Source organism: Pseudomonas sp. WS 5078 (genome assembly GCF_012985745.1).
In the GTDB taxonomy this organism is placed as follows: Bacteria; Pseudomonadota; Gammaproteobacteria; order Pseudomonadales; family Pseudomonadaceae; genus Aquipseudomonas; species Aquipseudomonas lundensis_A.
On sequence record NZ_JAAQWX010000001.1, the window covers coordinates 493,124 to 511,215 of the forward strand.

The following is an 18,092-nucleotide window of genomic DNA, read 5'->3' on the forward strand; positions in this document are numbered from 1 at the left end:
CTATGCCATACCAGGAGATCGAGCAGCTCATTGGCCCGAGTGTGTTAATGCAGGGTGTTGATATCGAGCTTGAAGAAGCCATTCGGATGACTCAGTCACGGTTCCCTGGTAGGGCGTTTTGCATCGTGGACGCGTGGGTCTGGCTTGACTTCAGCGCCCCAGACTTGGTCGTCCAGGAGCTGGCTGCTGAGGGTAAAAAGCAGGTCATGCTGCTGTTGCTCAACGTCGTGTTTGACAGCGTCACCCAGACCGACAGCGGCCTCTGGCTTCGATCGTCGCCGCTGATTGATTTCAGCGAGGGAATGTTTTTTCAAACGCAAAACCAAGTGTACGTGTTGCTCGGAAATGGTAGACGGAAGTCGATGCCGCTCTCGACTCTGGTTCGCTATTTTTGAGGCTGACGGCACGGTGCGGGATGATCAAATTCGGTTCGATTTGGGGAGGCAGGTAAAGTGATCAGTGCGATTATTTTCGATGTTTTTGGGACAATCGCCCATATCGGTCGGCGGACAAATCCTTATCGGGAATTAGTGCGCGAAGGTCGCCGACAGGGGCTGACCCGGACGTCAGAAATCATGCAGCTGGCGATGACGACAAACGAGCCTCTGGAAACGCTCGCCTCGAAGGCCGGGATATCCCTGACGCTTTCAAAACGCCAGGAGCTAAGCCTTGCGCTAGAAACGGAGCTGTCGTCTATCCGACCTTACCCTGATGCGATGGAAGCAATGACGACACTACGTCGAGCCGGCCTGAAAATTGCGCTCTGTTCGAATCTTGCCTATCCCTATGGCCCGGTCGTCAAAAGGCTTTTTCCTGACGTGACCGCATATGCTTTCAGCTATGAGCTAGGGTGCCTGAAGCCTGATCCTGTCGTTTATCAATCGGCCTGCAATCAAATGGCTGTGCGGCCAGGCCATTGCTTTGACGACGGCGTCGGGAAGGTACTGATGATCGGTGATTCAATAAAATGTGACCGGGACGGCCCGCGAGCTGCAGGGATCTTGGGATTACATCTAGAGCGCGGGCCTCAGGGGCGGATTAGAGACCTGGTTCAGTTTGCCAGGTTGGTGCTTGACCCTGAGCAGACCCAAGGTGAGCAATGGCGAAATGAAAATCAACAGGCGATAGCGGCGTACAACAATCATGTTGCGGCTAACGGTCTTTTTGGCGATGGCTTGAAAAGGTTTTGACGAGCTCAGTCCTTTTGACTGAGGCAGCCTCTAGGCTGCCATAGCACTACAGCCCCGCTGCATACGAAGACGCTTCCCGATGGCCTGGGGGGAAGTCGTGGGTGTACGAGCATTCAGATCGTGATCTGTCACTGGCGGTGCTAGGCAGGCGGCAACTCAGCCGGCTGCCTCTTCGGCTCTCTGCCGATTGGCCACACTCGCAACGCAGCGCTCGATGAACTGAAGCTCCTGGTTCAAGTCGATGGCGCGCTTCTCCAATGCTTTCAGCGCGGCTTGGTGCTCGTTTTGCACCTGCTGTGGTGCCTTGGCAAGCCCCGCCAGCTTCCTGCGTCGCTTATCGATTTCGCCATTGATATCGGCAAGGTACCTCTCGCCGGATTGCTTCTTTCTGTCCATGAAGAGCTGGCATTCCAGGAAGCGGATGGCATCGTAGATTTTGATGACTTCTCCGCTGGTTTTGGAATGCACAAAATTCAGGCTTCCTTCATCAAACGCATGATGCTCCTGGTTTTGACCGCCCCAGTTGACCAGATCATTTTTGATGAAATTGAAATGCGACATGTCATAGTCAATGTATGGCTCCACCAGCTTGAAGGTGTGTTCCAGGCTTACCTGCAGGTACATGCTTTTCTTGAGCTGGGATTTGTTGAAGCTCGCCGTGACCTTGACGCCCTTTTCAATGCAAAACTCCAGCACCATGGACTCGAACCAGATCCGACAGTAGAGCAGCGCTTGCCGAACGTCGAAGACCGAAAGGGCCACGTGCACCTTTTTCTGAAAACCGCCCGCGTGGTCAATGACCACGATGCCTTTATTCGTATAGCTCAGCACATGATTGGCGTGTTGATCGGACTGCGGATGACGGTCGGCGATGATGCAGAAGCGCTCCCAGAAGAGACGGTCATGGGTCGTCACCACCATTTGGATCTGTCGCAGGTACTCGTCATTGAAGAACAGATCGATGATGTTTGAGCGGTGATCCGTGTCGATCGCATTGACGACGTCATCAAAGACGATAAGTGGAAAATTATTCTTCTGCGCCATTGCCAGAAGGATCGACAAGCCTAATGCCCTGAGGTGTCCCTCGCTGAGCACCGCAAACGCATCTAACTGAGATCCGTCTACATTGGTGATCTTGACCCGGTAGCTTTCCGAGAGCTTCTCAAAGGCCAGGGCCTCAATTTGCTCATGATCACCGTCATGGTTATTGATCGCCCGGTAGTACTCGGCAGCCTTAGCCTCGATCCCTGTAATTCGAGCCTTTTCGAGTTCAAGCTTGTAGTTCAGCAGATCGCCATACAGTGTCCGGTATTCAACCTCAAGATCGGTCAGCAGCTGGTTGAAATGGCTGTTATCCACCGCATTGTTGAGCAAACCGGTTCGCTGCTCTATCAGTGCAAGCATGCTGTTATTGGCGGTTTTGAACTCGGTTGCCGCACGAATTTTGGTGTCGAACTGCCTCTTCAGCGATTCATCAACTTCTTTGAGGTGCCCGATGAGTTCATCAAGGCGGGCCGCCTGAGCTTCGGCCTGGTCAACCTCTCGTCGCTTACGCTCACAGGTGCGCAGGTAGGCCTCGATCTGCTCTGTACTCTCCGCGCAGAGTGCGATGAAGGCGTGGAGGACTGACGCCGCCACTGTCGAGCGATCAGTAGCCCTGTGGAATTCTGCGAGCACCGCCTCCAGGCTGTCCATTGCGAGAGGGCAGGAAACGTCCGCCAAGGTATTGCCCTTCACCGCGTTGATGCCGGAAGCGATCCGTGAAGCCCAGAGGACAACTTGAGCGTCATTTCGCAGCTTGGATTGTTTCAGTGACTCCAATGCCCCCAGCGCTTTGATCTGATCACGGGCCCTCTCAAAGGGGTTCACGGTGACCTTGTCGAGCGGGGTCAGACATGCGGGACAGGCTTGCTCAGACTGCTGTTCAATGGCCTCCAGTGCCTCAAAAACCGCGCGAAAGTTAACTTCACTGGCCTTCTGTAGAAGCACCGTCTCAATCTTTGTTTTTCGTTGGATCAGCCGTTTAGCAATGGCAAGGGTACGTACAACGTGCTTCAGCGCGATGGCAGTGGGCGCTTTGGCTGCTCGTAGCCGTTCGGCCCCCCGGATATGCATGTCTATGGCTTTGCGCAGCCGCTGTACCTTTGGACGTATTTCGGAATCCTGGTCGGGGCGTAGCCCTAAAAGCTGGCAGATCCGCGTTATCGAGGCCTGAAGATCTGCTCTGTGTTTGCTTCGCTGTTCAGCCAGTTCTGTTCGAGCACGTTCAAGGTTGGCCAGCGCCTCGGTCTGGTCGGTACGCCTGAAGTTTTTGAGTGTGAAGCTCTCGGGGCGGACGAAACGAGAAATGACGTCCTGGAGCTCCTCAAGGCCGAACAGAGTGGCCAGGACGTCGCTTTCGACACTACCTGTGTCCTTGGAGCCCAGGAGCGAAAATTCCTGAAGCCGATTCCGATCAATGAAGCAGCTTGACCAACTAATGCTGGGCGTGACGGCGAGTTTGTCTGTTCCCAAGAGCTCCAGCTGAGGCTTGGCGTCTCCGCGTGCAGTGTACTGTTTGAGCTTAGTCTTGCGCCTGGCTGCTTCTTTGATACTGCCAGTGGTGCAGATTTCAAGGGCTTCGCAGAGGGATGACTTGCCGCCACCGTTGGGTGCGTAGAAAATATTTTTCAGTCTGCTGAAGCGAATGAGTGTCCCTTTGTCGTCGGAGCCAAACTCCCCAAAGCCACGGAAATTCTTAACGCGAAGGCATTCCAGCGCACCCAGGCCCGATGGTGGTACTCGATCCAGCTCTGGCCTTTTATCGAGCACCTTCTTGAAGCGTGAGGCGATGCGTTGGTAGTCGCGCCCGAGCAGTTCATCAGTCGCTGTCGTGATGTGTGATTTAATGTGGTCGGAGTAGCGGCCTTTGCTTTGCTTAGCTTGGTACATGCACCAGAGAAGCACGAGGTACGCGTCAGTACGCCCCTCAAGGTTCTGTCTCGCAAAACTTAAAAGGTACTGACTCATCGCGCTTCCTCCCTGGTGCACGGCAGCGTAACCGGACTGGAATCAGGATGCCATTCCCATGCGTTATCGACGGGCCCTGATTCAATACTTTACAAGCCAGTTGGTCTGTAGCTTTGCCAGTGCCGTGGGTGAGAGGCTGTAAGGCACTGGCTGCGACCGACCTCTGCTGCCCCGCCCAGCCCCTGTGTGTTAGTTTGGGCCCATGTGTCCGCTCAAATCGGCTGTTGTCGGCCAAGGTTTCCAAGGAGGATGGGTGGAAAGGTATAAATTCCTGTACGAGCTCTCCAAGAAGGCTTTGGATGATGAGCTCGACCGTTACAAAAAGCTCGACGAAAAAGCGAGTCGTTTTTTGAGCATTTTGAGCGTGGGTATCGTTGCCTACAGTGCCCTCATAAACGCTGCTTCGCCCAGAACGCTTTTGATGAATCATGCTGGCTGGGGTACCACCGTGTTCATGATTCTGGCTGGTCTAACCCTGACCGCGCTGATCTCCGCTTGGTACAAGATATTTGCCACCATACGGTTATCCAACGTCCCGAGGGTAGAGATCGGGGAGGATGTGAACATGCTCGCCGAGGAGGAAGAGCTCATCACGATGTACTACCAAGTCGCGATGACCTGCCAGGAGTCCGCGAGCCAAGCTCAGGCGCTGCTGGAAGATAAGCTTAGAAACTTGCGAGTGGCGTACAAAGAGATACAGTTTTCAACAGGTTCACTGGTCGCGTCGCTGCTGGCCTATCTATTCCTCACTCCGCCGATTACCTAGGTCGATCTCATGAACGATTCAAAAAAAACACCCCAAGAGCAGGCTCCAGAAAAGAAGCCCGCAGACCGGGCGCAACCGAATAAAAACTCTAGACGTGTCCCTGTTGCGGTAAGCCTCGAAAACTATCAGCCACCCGAGAAGAAATGATCGTAGCGCCATTCAGATCGGTTGCTGATGGCGAGGGCCGTGTGGCGGCTTCTGTACTTTTTTGCCTGCCAAGGTGGGGGTGCAGGCAAAAGGGCCTATGGGAGAGCTACGTAACTCTACCAGGCGCGCTCTGACTGGCCTGGTGGTAGTTGCGTGGGATGACCAAGCGCAGCGTCCGGTCGGTAGGATCAGTTCGCTTCATCCGCCCACTAGCTGTGCAGCTAATTTGCAATTACCCTGCCTCGGATGCCCTGGCCTGCCGTTAAAGTCGATAGGAGCACGGAATGACGATATCGAATTTGGAGAAGTTCCGGAAAGATCTGGACTCGCTCATTGATTAGGCGCCTGGGCTGAGCAATCCTTACGCGCCATGATCATCGGCAAGGAAAAACTGCTCAGAAGATCTGACCAAGGCAGCGAAAGGTGACGAGAAATCCGTCGAGGAATTCCGGAAGAAAATCAAGCCATTCGCGCCCGCTTATCAAGCTTGATACTCGGAAGCTGTCACGCTCGTTAGACAGATGATGCCAGACCGTATGGCAGACTTAGTTGGTATGTATGAAAGACCTAAGACTCGCAAAGAGTTGGTCGTCGTTACCTAACTAGAGCGTTAACAAGCGCGCCCAGGGCGTTTCCTTTTCTGGAGAGCTCTCCGAAATTATGAAGAGGACTACCTGGTGGCAAATTGATGTTGCCGACATTTTTTTTTCGTGCTAGTTGTCTTGAAATCGCAACGTATCAAGGACGACAGCATGGCGGTACAGCTTTTGATTTTCGATCTGGATGACACGCTCATCCGCACCGGTGACCTGGAGCAGAGATTCCGTGGTCAGCAGTTTCTGGGCAGGCAGTCGCAGCAGTATGTGGATGATCTCCGTGCCGCTTACCGTCAAGATCCTGGCCGATGTGTCTATTCTGCTTTCGCCATCATAATCCTGCGTGCCAGATACCCTGGCGTCCGGATTGGTGTTTTTACGAGATCGCCAAGGCATTACGCCGAAACCCTGCTGGATCTAGCCTATCCCGGGCTGGCTTGGGACTTCCTCCTGGCGTTCGAGGACACTCCTCAACCCAAGCCAAGCGGAGAGGGTATTCGTAGGGTTATGGCAAGGTTCAATATTCCCGATCCCAGTAATGTTTGGATGGTGGGGGATTCACCCGTGGATATACGAGCCGCCTACGATTCAGGTTGCCAAGTCATTCTTGACACCACCACTTGGCCAAGAACGCCAGCCCCACGTCGCAGAGATGATTGGAAGGCTTTGGAAAGAATGCCTGACGCAATCATTAGTAGCGCTGCCGATTTACAGACCACGCTAGATTCCCACATGTCTTACCTGCCCGTGGCAGAGAGGCTGCAGCAGACCGCGTGTGCCCCCATTCCGAACCGCCATCCTTTCGCGCGCATCGAGAAATTCGGCGCTTTCGATCACGAGCGACTGAAGCATGATATCCATTATCTAGGTCGGCATTTCTCCACGCAGGCGCAAAACCGTGCGGTTTGGCACCAAGTCACCAACGATATCCATGCCATGAAGAATGCCTTGGTCGTTCCTGATTATTGGGTAGTGGCCATAGGCGCTTTCCTCCAGAATTTGGTGCGGAGAAATCCGCATCTCACCTTCGGTAACTCCCTCGTAGTGACCGTTGTACCCGCAAAGCCGGGCAGAACCAGGCGCTTGGAGGCCATGCTAACCCAGCTATCGACTGCCCATGCTCAGAGAGCACTTGTGAATGCTGGGGTGTCGTTCACTCCTGACCTCATGCGATATCGCGAGGGAGTGCTCTCTCACCACGGCGAGGGCTTGAACAAGGAGCAGAGGATTGAGAACGTTAGGAATCATCTAGAGGTCATAGCAGGATCTGGCTACGAGAATAAGCATGTGATAGTTATTGATGACGTCGCCACCACAGGGGCTTCACTCATTTACGCTAGGAAATATTTAATGGCAGCCGGGGCCAGGCAGGTTACGTGCCTTTCACTGACAAAGGCCATTAATACCCAATGATCACGATTTCGCCTTCAACCCAAAAAATGCTCGCCTTATCCATGTTGTCCGGGGTGGGCCCTGCAACCCTTCGACGGGTTGTATCTCATGGCTTGGTGTCTGCTCCAATCATTGAGCTATCGCAGAGAATACCTGCGATAGCCAAGGCGGTTGCTGTCCCCAGTGCATGGGAACTAGCTCAAGAGCTTGCGCAGAAGCAGCGCGACGCGGCTGAGAAGGCAGGTGCGTACATCATCAGTGCTCTGGATGAAGGCTATCCAGCGTTGCTTTCCGCCACCAAGGACGATCCCTTTATCCTTTTCGTCAAAGGCGCTCTATTCAAAACCCCTGAAAAGTCCGTAGCGATCATTGGCACCCGACAGCCTACGAAACATGGCGAGATGATCACTCGCCGAATCACCGATTTCTTTTGCGGCCAGCATTGGAGCGTGGTGAGTGGGCTGGCTCTGGGATGCGACGGGATAGCTCATCGAGCTGCCATCGAGGCTGGTGGACACACCGTCGCAGTGCTGGCTCACGGATTGCAAACCGTTGCTCCGTCGCAGCACCGAAAGCTGGCTGAAGAGATACTGAACAGTGGAGGCGCTTTAGTTTCCGAGTACCGCTTTGGACAGGGAGCTTTGCCCGCCCAGTTCGTGAAGCGCGATCGCATACAAGCAGGGCTCTCTCAAGGCGTCGTGATGATCCAATCTGACCTAAAGGGAGGCAGCCTCCACGCCTCCAGAGCTGCGCTGGATTACGAGCGTTGGTTGGCTGTGCCGTACCCAACCACTGCAGACGAACTGGCTAATGAGCCGAAGATCCAGGCGAATCTGATGATTGCGAATTCGGACGCGGACATCGATCGCGCCAACTTGCTTAAGTGTCATATCAGTAGGCTTTCGAAAGTAATCGTGTTGCGGGCAAAGGAAGACTATCCCCGACTGGTCTACGCACCTGTAAGCGTGCTTGAGGATTTGGAAGAGGAAATGCCCCTTGATGACGATGAGGGAAGAGAGCAAGCATCCTCGATGCTTAAGGGCGATGGCCTTTCCAAAAGCAGTCTTGATAACCTGCATTCATGTGCTGCGCCGGCTGAAGGAATCCGTCACGATCAATCCGACTCTCAAAGCGAAGACGATGGAGGAAGGTCTGAGCCAGGTAGCTCCGATCAGATAGGTCAAACGCAAGAGGCTTCCGGCAGTACATGCAAGGCCGACACTACCTCTGACCCTAAAGCAGACCTGACCGTCCAGCAGAAGCTATTGTAGGGCTGGCTCAATATCGCGTCTTTTTACTCGTCGAAAAATGGTCTTCGAGTGGCGCCTCCATATATGCCATGGTTGACTGATCATATCAGTGCAGATTTGGGGCGCTGACGCACAGATCGTGCGGTTTCGCCGATACATTCATATCGTTATGTATTACGTAGAGGCGCTGCCGGCGATTACAGGAGACCATACTTTGAGAGTACTGTCCGGAAGGCGCGTCAGAATACAGCGCCAGTACCTACCGCAGACTCAGGTTCAACGAGCGGGACGTCTATCAGACTTTCTGCTTCGTGCGTTAGCGTAGGTCAGATTGGCTGCCTTGGTGATGTCGTTGGCAACCGAATCAAGACTAGGATAGATGAAGCTTTCGTTGATGCCTAATTTCGCCAAGCTGGTCAGGATTGCTTTGGTTGACGTGTAGGGAATGAAAATCTTTGAGATGAGATCCTGTAAATCGTTGTAGTAGTCAAGTGCTGCGATCTGTGCACCATGAAGGGTGAATGTGCCACTCTGGGCCCTAATTCGGGTTGTCATGTGGGGGGCGGTGATGCATATCGGTAGCGTAGTTATATCTTTTTCAAAAGGATTGATGTACCTGTCCCAAAATTCGGCATCTGACGCGATATCAATCGTCTTGGGCAGCAAAATCGTTTTCTCATTGATCTTCGTCGGTTCTATAGCAAAAACCGCGAAGCCTTCCTCACTGAAGTTGTCTTCTTCAAAACGCTGGCATTCAGCAGTGCCATCGCCGTCGCGCACTTTAGCGCCTTGGGCGGCAAAATACAGTGCCACTAGGGCGTTGGTAGACCAGTCGAGCAGCCTCGTCGGCAAGCCGTGATGCTGAGCAATGAACATCCACTCAAACTCATTCGTGGGTTGCTGCTCCAGGAATGGCCTGCCTAGTTGCTTGAAGTCCTGCAGCATTTTTTCGGAATTAGGGCCAGAGAAGACGCCTCCACTGCTTATTCTCACTGCGGTGTCATCAATTTCGCGGCCAAGGTGGTCGTGAGACTGGTGGATATTCCGAAGCGCTCCAGGTATTAGCTGGTAACTGGCATCTGATTGGCCGCGAAACCACAGTGAGTTGGGTTCTTCAGATTTCAAGCTATCAATGATGCCGACGAAATCTACGAGCGTTCTAGCTGTGTAGGTTTTCAAATTAGCCTCTAAATACTTCGATTCTTGAAAGCGCCATCTGAAGTTTCACGAGCAGCTTGATAGCGCGCTTGACTGCTATCAATACGAAACCAAAGATTCTTGGGGGCATGAGCCCGTCACCAACCCCCTCATGTGCAACTCTCTTTGCCGATCGGCTGAGCTTCCACACCAATCATTGAAAGCCATAAGCTCAATCTGGCCATGGTGGTATACCGTGCGCCTGTTCCTCGATAGAGTTCTCGGAGCTCTGTCCACCGAGAGCGAACTCTGGTTTGAGCCATCAAGGCGTTCGCTTTAGTAGAGAACTTCAAAGCTATCACGCAATCGGAAAGCTGCACTTCCTCTGGGAGTTTAACTACAGTTATCATCTGGGCCTCCGGAAGGCCCACTCTGGGAATAAGAATGACCCAGCCCTTTATCCGACCTTTTCCCAACTTAGAAGTCTTGGTGAGATGTTGCACGCTCCCACCGGTTGCCACTTGGCGCAAGTCAGTTGAGTGAATAAATGGCACTCCAGCAGGATCGAAATTTCGTAAATGAACTGGGAGGCTGCCTCGGACAAGAGAAGCATGAATAACTCCATTGTTACGAACGATACTTACCTGCTGAAGGCACTGTGGGCCGGGGCTGATCTGCACGACCGATGCTTGCACTCGGGCGCCTCGAAATGTGCAGCGTTGTAAATCTGCGATTTTTTCGATCCGATAGCTCTCTTCGAGCGTCTGCCGGGCGAGCTGATCTGTCTCAGAGTATAGGAGTGATTCAGGTGCAACTACGACGGCTCCGAGCTTAGGCCTGAAAATCTCAAAGCTGCGTAGGACATGCGCCATGGCGATGCTCCCAGTCATCTCCTTGCCAGCGAATTGGATGTCGACGAATTTCCTTTTTCCGTGGCTAAACGGGGGGTTAAGAACAAGGAGATCAATCGCCTGCCGCTCACGGGCTACATCGATACTCTCATGACACAGCAAGTCCGCGACCGACAACTGCCAATCCGGTCTTCTCAAGCGTAATTGCGAAATTGCTTCTACATCCCGGTCTATTCCTATAGACCGCACGGAGCCGAAGACGGTATTGGCTGCATCAAGCAGCCTGCCCGATCCGCATGTGGAGTCCGCGCAGACCATTGGTGTCGAGAGGAAGCTCCCCCGCTCCAAAGCTTGGATCGCGACGTTCTCCGGGGTGTAGTACCTATCCATATCAATAGGCATGAAAGTCCTCAAAATCGTACACATGGACGATACCAATGCCGGAGGTTCGTCCGCTTTTCTTCACCGGGTAGTCGAACATTATCTCTGTAGTATCGGCATGTTTGATAGCAAACAGGATGGAGCCTATGGCATGCGGCTTGGTGCCGACCAAGGCTAAGTAAATGTAGTGATCTGGGTAGTCCCGATGGATTTCGGTCAGTGCTTTGAATGCCTCGAAGGGACAGCTGGCCCGTGCATATCTTACCTCAGAGTGGGCTCTGTATTCGTCTAAAAACATCCTGTTGCATCCGACGGTAAATGCAGGATATTCGAGTTGGAAACCTGGCACTCCGACGACTGGAATGACTTTGGGCCTAGGTTCTAGCTGTGCGGCTAAATGCTCCGGGCGATTACCCTCGAAGCCCAGCATCGCGATGAACAGGCAGCGGTCTTCGTCATCCGGGCCTGACAACTGTACGAAGCCGGGCAGAGGCGCCAGACCTTCAAAGGTGACGCTTAGGTCAAAAAAAGCCGAAGAAGCGGGGCTGGGATGAGGTGTATACGATTCAGGCTCGGCGTAGAGGACTCTAGTCCTGACTCCATGGATATATGCGCTCTTTAACAATGGAGCCCATATATTATGCGTTAGGCCAGTAACATCGATCAGGATTTCTTTTGAGAAAAGTATTTTTTCTAAAGCCTCTTCATCCCTCAAAGAGACAGAAGTTTGTGTGCCGTTGTGGTTGACCAAAATGCATTCTTTGTCAACGCCCTTGATTGAGATGATGCGCTCGGGATTAGACAGTTGAAGCTCTTCCCACAGTTTGAGCCTGTCTCTATTTTCTCCAGAGTCTGCCGCCGAAATTATCAATTCATTCGGGCGAATGTCAGCTAAAGTTATATCTCTAAATCTTTTCGTGTGAAGCGGGGGCATGGGCATGCTGATCATTTTGGCTGACCTTCTTCATAGAAGGCAGAGAAAAGAGCAAGCTGCTCGGGAAGTTCTTCTTCCGTAGTTTGTGGCCTCTCGTCCAGTAGAGAAGAAATGGCACGGGCAGGGCGATCCTCCAATACGCTCAGTAGTGTAGATGCCTCTATTGTCATCCGCCGCTTCTTGCGATGTGATATTTCGAAGAATGCACTGAAAATTCGATGTAATCGATACTCGTCGTCTCGTAGTTCTACGCTACTAGTAGACTTGGTTCGAGGGTCGGACTCAAATGCTAAATGCCCTACGCCTTCTTGAAGCAAGCTGTCGATTTTTGAGGAATCGGCTTGGCTTCCGGACAGAACAAATGAAGTCACTTCTGGTGTTTTACCGCTAGGGGAACGAGCTAATTCAAAGAACACCTTACCTATAGCCAGCACGATTCTTTTGAGTTGGACGCCATGGTCTGCCAGGCCTTCAAGTTGGTTGAGCCTTCTCTTGCCAACCTCGCGGGCTGCCAGCGTTTGCGATTTAGCAGATATTTTAAGGCTGGCACCTTTGGTCGGCTGATCATCTAATTGGTATCCGATAGCAGTATCGATCAGCTCCAAAAAATACCTGATGTTACCCGCCGCCAAGGACAGCATTGTCCTTTCGCCGCAGTAGTATTTTCGAATTCTCGCTCCTTTCCGACCCTTTGATAGCCAAAAAAGACTCGCATAACCATGATTGCCTAACCGGGTTTTCCACTCGGTTTCATTGTCAAACCATTCTGTTGCTAAATCTTGTATCGATCCGCCTTCACTTTCTTGCCAATATTTAAGGAAATAAAGCTCGCCAGGAGATTTCTGCTTCAAAAAATCTAAGTGTTTATGACCGGCGAGCTCTGCCAGCGCGTTTGACGCTATACGGTCGGCTCCTAATACGATGGCTTCTTCAGAAATTGATAGCTCCTCAAGGAATTCCCGTAGGTTAGCAGATACGTTCACCCCAACGCTCTGAGCGTACCTCAGCCTAAGCTCAGCTACAGCCTTAGCAAAAAAATCGAATCCTTCGTCAGCTATCTCAATTTCGAGGCAATCGTCAGGTACGCGTAGAACGTCCTGGCCATCAAGAGTCTGTCGATTTCGCAGCCCGTTCTTCCTAACTCCAACTTTATATGACAGGGGAGGTTCTGCGTGCTTGATGTACGTGTTTAATATCGCCTGCTGGTAGTCCAGCAAATTTTCGTATTCGTCGATACAGCAGAATACGACTCTCTCACCCAACAACCCTTCTGTTCTCAGAGTCTCCGCGAACGTACGGAGAGGAGATTCAGCTATGGATAATATAATCCCCATATCCTTGGCCGGATTGTTAACTTGGAGCTGAAGCGTGGAAATGGCCTTTTTGATCGAGCTCTTTAGCTCATCTAGGGTCTCGCAATCGGCGAGGCCTAGTTCGTTCGAAATGATGCTTAGGCTCTCCGCAGAGATTTTCGAGAGTAACCTAAGCTCTAGCCAGGACGCTAGATTTGCTAGCTCGCTGCATGCTACCAAATTAAAGTAATGAGCAAAGAATTTTGACCACATTTCTTCACTCAGGCCGCTACCTATGAACGCGCGAACCCTGTTCTTGTTCATCCGAACTAGGACGCCTAAATATTCTTGGTCTGCGAACGTCTGCCCGTCATCTTCAATTCGCTCCAGCATTGAATCGTAACGGAGCGATTGAAGTGCAGTAGTCTTGCCGGTGCCACGACCACCTACCAGAAAGCATGGGCGCATGACTTCCAGCTTGCCTAAATATGTTGGCGTGACAAATAGCTGTTTGAAGTTGGCCGATGGCCATTCGGCTCGATTGTCCCCGAACAGCTGCTGCAAAACCGAATTTGGATTAAGATCGTTCAATTAGTGGCTCCCAGCTGTCTTGTCCTGGTGCCCAAAATATTGGCAGTGTGGCGTCAGGTATGGAGTGCTCGAAGCCAAACATAAGGCCTCTATTCTTGTAGCCAAACATGAGGTAATTTTGGCAGTTGGCTATGTATTGCTCGGCTGGATTTAGTTTTGAAGAGTATTTTGCCAAAAACTTCAGGATAGGAGATCGCATATTAGGGTTGGATTCGAGGACACCCTCTAGCGTTGATCGCTTGTCAAGCACGTGAGTCGCGCAAACCGCGACGGTAGGTGCATTGTCATGAATGTTTTTTAATCCAAAGTCAGTAGTGACCAGGGTGACGTATATGGCGGTGAACTGCGAAATGGAATTAGCTTTCGCAAATGACCGTCCAGAGCTATCCTCGGTTTTCCATGTCGTCAAGAACTGATCGCCGGAACCAACGAAGTCGTCAAGGAAAACAACGGTTTTTCCGTCATAGGCGTGCTGGATGGCTATGTCTGTATCTTGGATAAAAGTGTCGTTCAGCCTTAAAAGCTGCCGAGCTTTACGACATACAAGATAGCCAGAGTCAGTGGGGTTAGGATGTTCACCCTTTACTGGGGTGATAATGGCGGTATCGAGGCTAGCCACTAGATCCATGCTACTGGGAGAGGCAGGCCCTTTTGGCATGCCGTCTCCGATTGATTGGTAGGACGCCACCAACAATGCATCGGTCAGCGTTCTGTTGTAGAAAGTAAACTTGTCTAAGAGGAACGCCGCGATGTAAATGTCGGGCTCTTCAAAATTCTCAAGCCATGCTCTTGGGCGTAGGACTGGTTCTGACGGCCAAAGGGTAGCGCGCTTGAGGATGTCGCATTTCGCGAGAATCTCTTGAATTTGGGTGTCGGCACGCAACGTTGATCTCCCTTTCTCCTCGCTGCAGTTCGAGGTGCTCTGATTTTTGTGCCGGTGCCCGTATCGTGCCCCTGAAGCGGGCCTACTCTCCAGATGCCTGCGTGCATAGACGATCCCTGAAAGTGCGCCATAACCGGACATCTCGGATGTGCGTCGAGGCTAACAAAATGCCACTGAAGCGTCCATGAGCCTTATTGAGGGGCGTGCTCTGGCGCTCTCTCCAGTGCCGGGCAGATCGTCCGCGACAAGCGTTAAGTTATTTGCGGCTCGCATCGCCAACGAACCGTATCGAGCGCCTAGCCAGTACACCCGGTACCAGACGTTTTTTCGCGCGCCCGTCATTGGGCTTTCAGGAGGAGCAACATTTATCTCGGATATTCGGTAAGGGGCTTATCAAATGTCGTGGTGAAAGGAAACAGAAAACGGGATTGTGGATCATGTGCAGCTCATCCGCTCGACATTCGATCTTACATCGTGTCGCCGCAAAATGGACGTCTCTATGCAGGCAGCGCTGGCTTGGGAGCATGCACCGACAGAGCTTTAGGATCAGTGGCTACCCTTTTCCAATATTGCGAGACTGCTGTAGGTGACAGCGGACACCCCTGCATGTACGGCTCATGCGCATCGGGCACAGCTCACTGTTCGTCTCGAAGTTCTATCTAGCACTCGGCGACGTCGCCGGACGCGATGCGGATAGGCTATTTCAATACTACAGAAATCAGCGTGGACATCGTCGTAGCTATGGACGTCCATACCTCCGATGGTTAGGGCCGCTACGTACGGACTCCAGACCGTGTCCATACCCCTTATCGTTGACCTTTAGACGTTAAGCGTGATACGGCGAGCCGGAAAGTCAAAGCCGGAATTGAGGATCGCACTGCGCACCCGGTCCTTGCTTTCCTTGACGGCGGTTTCGGGTAAACCGACCAGCGTCAACGCGGGCAAGCCATTGGCCAGATGCGCTTCGACGGTAACGACAGGCGCCTCGACGCCGACTTGGGCACGGCTGTGAACAATCGCCAGAGACATGACTCGTTCCTTGAGTGGGCAAAAAGCGCATCCTGCGCGAATTGACGATCAAGGGGAGGGACTCAATGGATACGGGATGTGAATGCGCGTAGCGACTCACTTACTCCGCAGGCGGCAGCAAACGGGCTTCCATCTCGGCCACTTTGGCTTCCAGCGTTTCAAGGCGGGCACGGGTGCGCGCCAGTACCACCATCTGGCTGTCGAACTCTTCGCGACTGACCAGATCCAGCTTGCTGAAGCCGCTTTGCAACAGGGCTTTGAACTGGCTTTCGATTTCGTTACGCGGCAAAGCCGTGTCGCCACTGAACAAACGTGAAGCCTGGCCACTCAGGGCATCGAGAAAATCTTTGGGCGCGAGCATGGGATTGGTCCTTAAAACTGATGGCGGCGAGTGTATCACGGGGTTTCACCCCTTACGGCGACGGGGGCATTGCACATTTGTTGAGCATGCCATCCACCTCCTGCGCACTGTTTTCGTGCACAAATTCCGCGCTTAATCCGGCCCTCTTTCCTGTACGCGCGATAACCCTCTGTAATTGCTGGATTTTCCAGACATGGCAAGGTTTCTGCTTAGACGGTGATGACTCATGCACTGATGCAGTCGCTGTGACGAAGGCAGTGCGGCAGGTGGTTCAAGGATGTTTTCGTCACCCGCGGTTAACTCAAGTTGAACGGCCTGATGAGGGCTGACGACGCGTTACAAAGCCAGACACTGCGCTTAGACTTGGGCCGGGTTTGTTTTCCTGGGGCAAGTCCACCAATTCGGGAGAAGTTTCATGAAGCTAGTCACCGCCATTATCAAGCCGTTCAAGTTAGACGACGTGCGCGAGTCGCTGTCCGAGATCGGCGTGCAGGGCATTACCGTTACTGAGGTCAAAGGCTTCGGCCGGCAGAAAGGCCATACCGAGCTGTACCGCGGCGCGGAATACGTGGTCGATTTTCTGCCAAAGGTGAAGATTGATGTCGCCATCGACGACAAAGATCTTGATCGGGTTATCGAGGCGATAACCAAGGCTGCCAACACCGGCAAGATCGGTGACGGCAAGATATTTGTGGTCAATCTGGAACAGGCGATTCGCATCCGTACCGGCGAAACCGATACCGACGCCATCTAAGCCGCCAAACCCCAACGCCCCAGGAGAAAACACTATGACTCTGCGTAAATTCGCAGGGCTCGGAGCCCTGTTGTCTGTCGTAATGCCCGGCCTGGCCGTGGCGGCAGACGAAGTGGCAGCTCCAGTCCTCAATTCCGGCGATACCGCCTGGATGCTGACCGCAACGGCTTTGGTGCTGTTTATGACCATTCCCGGCCTGGCGCTGTTCTACGGCGGCATGGTGCGCTCCAAAAACCTTCTTTCTGTGATGATGCAGTGCTTCGCCATTACGGGTCTGATCAGCATTCTGTGGGTCATTTATGGCTACAGCATCACGTTCGACACCACGGGCATGGAGCAGGGCGTCACCAATTTCAACTCGTTCATCGGCGGCTTTGGCAAAGCGTTCCTCGCAGGTGTCACGCCAGACAGCCTGACGTCGTCTACGGCGCTGTTCCCGGAAGCTGTTTTCATCACCTTCCAGATGACCTTCGCCATCATCACTCCGGCGCTGATCGTCGGCGCTTTCGCTGAACGCATGAAGTTCTCGGCCATGCTGATCTTCATGGGCGTGTGGTTCACCCTGGTGTATGCGCCCATCGCGCACATGGTGTGGAGCGGCAACGGCGGTCTGATGTGGGACTGGGGCGTGCTCGATTTCGCCGGCGGCACTGTGGTGCATATCAACGCCGGTATCGCGGGCCTGGTGGCGTGCATTGTGCTCGGCAAGCGTAAAGGCTACCCGACCACCCCCATGGCACCGCATAACCTGGGTTACACCCTGGTCGGCGCAGCCATGCTGTGGATCGGCTGGTTCGGCTTTAACGCAGGCTCTGCGGCAGCCGCTAACGGCACAGCGGGCATGGCGATGCTGGTGACACAGATTGCAACCGCTGCCGCTGCACTGGGCTGGATGTTTGCCGAATGGATTACCCATGGCAAGCCGAGTGCGCTGGGCATTGCGTCGGGCGTGGTCGCCGGGCTGGTGGCCATTACCCCCGCAGCAGGCACCGTAGGCCCAATGGGCTCGATCGTGATTGGTCTGGCGTCGGGCGTGATCTGCTTCTTCTGCGCCACCAGCCTCAAGCGCAAGCTGGGCTATGACGATTCGCTGGACGCCTTTGGCGTGCACGGCGTGGGCGGTATTGTCGGCGCCATCCTTACCGGCGTGTTTGCAGCCCCGGCTCTGGGCGGTTTTGGCACCGTGACTGACGTCGCTGCACAAGTCTGGATTCAATGCAAAGGCGTGGCATTTACCGTCATCTACACCGCAATAGTGACCTTCATCATTCTCAAAGTACTGGATGCCGTGATGGGCCTGCGTGTGACGGAGGAAGAGGAAGCAGTCGGCCTCGACCTGGCGCAACACAACGAGCGAGGCTATAACTTGTAGACCGCCTCACGAAAAAAATACCCGGCCTGCCGGGTATTTTTTTGTCCGTAATGTGGCGCTATTCGCATCAAGAGAATGATTTTTCCTACACCTTTATGCAGTTATCAGATCTACGATGAAATGTAAGACGAACACTTACATCACAACTCGACTATTA

14 protein-coding genes and 1 pseudogene are annotated in these 18,092 nt (G+C 53.1%); 7 read left to right on the forward strand and 8 right to left on the reverse strand.

The annotated features are described in order from the left end of the window. Positions 1-2 precede the first annotated feature (2 nt). Complete coding sequence (locus HBN68_RS02310) at positions 3-395, forward strand: hypothetical protein (RefSeq protein ID WP_038451971.1); 393 nt, start codon at positions 3-5, stop codon at positions 393-395. Positions 396-452: 57 nt separating this feature from the next. Then, complete coding sequence (locus HBN68_RS02315) at positions 453-1,190, forward strand: HAD family hydrolase (protein WP_163001094.1); 738 nt, start codon at positions 453-455, stop codon at positions 1,188-1,190. Positions 1,191-1,346: 156 nt separating this feature from the next. Here HBN68_RS02315 and HBN68_RS02320 read toward each other — a convergent pair whose 3' ends face one another. Next, the gene (locus HBN68_RS02320; protein WP_038451969.1) at positions 1,347-4,199 is read right to left on the reverse strand and encodes an AAA family ATPase; all 2,853 of its coding nucleotides are present in this window, start codon (positions 4,197-4,199) and stop codon (positions 1,347-1,349) included. 253 nt (positions 4,200-4,452) lie between these two features. Here HBN68_RS02320 and HBN68_RS02325 point away from each other — a divergent pair, with 253 nt between their 5' ends. From HBN68_RS02325 to HBN68_RS02335, 3 genes are all read left to right on the forward strand, one after another. Next, complete coding sequence (locus HBN68_RS02325; RefSeq protein WP_038451967.1) at positions 4,453-4,965, forward strand: hypothetical protein; 513 nt, start codon at positions 4,453-4,455, stop codon at positions 4,963-4,965. Positions 4,966-5,864: 899 nt separating this feature from the next. Further along, positions 5,865-7,121 carry an HAD family hydrolase gene (locus tag HBN68_RS02330; RefSeq protein WP_038451965.1) on the forward strand — a complete coding sequence of 419 codons (1,257 nt, stop codon included), beginning with the start codon at positions 5,865-5,867 and terminating at the stop codon, positions 7,119-7,121. Next, the gene (locus tag HBN68_RS02335; protein WP_169962413.1) at positions 7,118-8,371 is read left to right on the forward strand and encodes a DNA-processing protein DprA; all 1,254 of its coding nucleotides are present in this window, start codon (positions 7,118-7,120) and stop codon (positions 8,369-8,371) included. The genes HBN68_RS02330 and HBN68_RS02335 overlap by 4 nt, the downstream gene beginning before the upstream one ends. Before the next feature lie 255 nt (positions 8,372-8,626). Here the strand turns inward: HBN68_RS02335 and HBN68_RS02340 are convergent, their stop codons facing one another. The 7 genes and pseudogenes from HBN68_RS02340 to HBN68_RS02370 form a co-directional block, all read right to left on the reverse strand. Next, positions 8,627-9,529 (reverse strand): FRG domain-containing protein, encoded by a 903-nt coding sequence (locus tag HBN68_RS02340; RefSeq protein WP_169962415.1) that lies wholly within the window; start codon positions 9,527-9,529, stop codon positions 8,627-8,629. Positions 9,530-9,657: 128 nt separating this feature from the next. Then, positions 9,658-10,740 carry a hypothetical protein gene (locus HBN68_RS02345; protein WP_038451961.1) on the reverse strand — a complete coding sequence of 361 codons (1,083 nt, stop codon included), beginning with the start codon at positions 10,738-10,740 and terminating at the stop codon, positions 9,658-9,660. Beyond that, a complete protein-coding gene (locus HBN68_RS02350) occupies positions 10,730-11,668 on the reverse strand; it encodes a hypothetical protein (protein ID WP_038451958.1) in 939 nt (312 codons plus the stop codon). The genes HBN68_RS02345 and HBN68_RS02350 overlap by 11 nt, the downstream gene beginning before the upstream one ends. Further along, positions 11,665-13,536, reverse strand: a complete 1,872-nt coding sequence (locus tag HBN68_RS02355) for a hypothetical protein (RefSeq protein WP_169962417.1) — start codon at positions 13,534-13,536, stop codon at positions 11,665-11,667. Before HBN68_RS02355 ends, HBN68_RS02350 begins: the two co-directional genes overlap by 4 nt. Beyond that, complete coding sequence (locus HBN68_RS02360; RefSeq protein WP_038451954.1) at positions 13,523-14,419, reverse strand: hypothetical protein; 897 nt, start codon at positions 14,417-14,419, stop codon at positions 13,523-13,525. Before HBN68_RS02360 ends, HBN68_RS02355 begins: the two co-directional genes overlap by 14 nt. Positions 14,420-15,241: 822 nt before the next feature. Next, a pseudogene (locus tag HBN68_RS02365) lies at positions 15,242-15,448 on the reverse strand (magnesium chelatase domain-containing protein); the annotation flags it as partial. A 100-nt stretch (positions 15,449-15,548) separates the two neighbouring features. Then, entirely contained in the window at positions 15,549-15,809 is a 261-nt protein-coding gene (locus HBN68_RS02370) for an accessory factor UbiK family protein (RefSeq protein ID WP_094991851.1), read from the reverse strand. Positions 15,810-16,224: 415 nt separating this feature from the next. Between HBN68_RS02370 and glnK the strand changes: the two genes are divergently transcribed. Next, positions 16,225-16,563: a P-II family nitrogen regulator gene (gene glnK, locus HBN68_RS02375; RefSeq protein ID WP_002555808.1), complete on the forward strand. Its 339-nt coding sequence runs from the start codon at positions 16,225-16,227 to the stop codon at positions 16,561-16,563. 34 nt (positions 16,564-16,597) lie between these two features. Continuing rightward, positions 16,598-17,935 carry an ammonium transporter gene (locus tag HBN68_RS02380; RefSeq protein WP_094991852.1) on the forward strand — a complete coding sequence of 446 codons (1,338 nt, stop codon included), beginning with the start codon at positions 16,598-16,600 and terminating at the stop codon, positions 17,933-17,935. Positions 17,936-18,092: the final 157 nt, after the last annotated feature.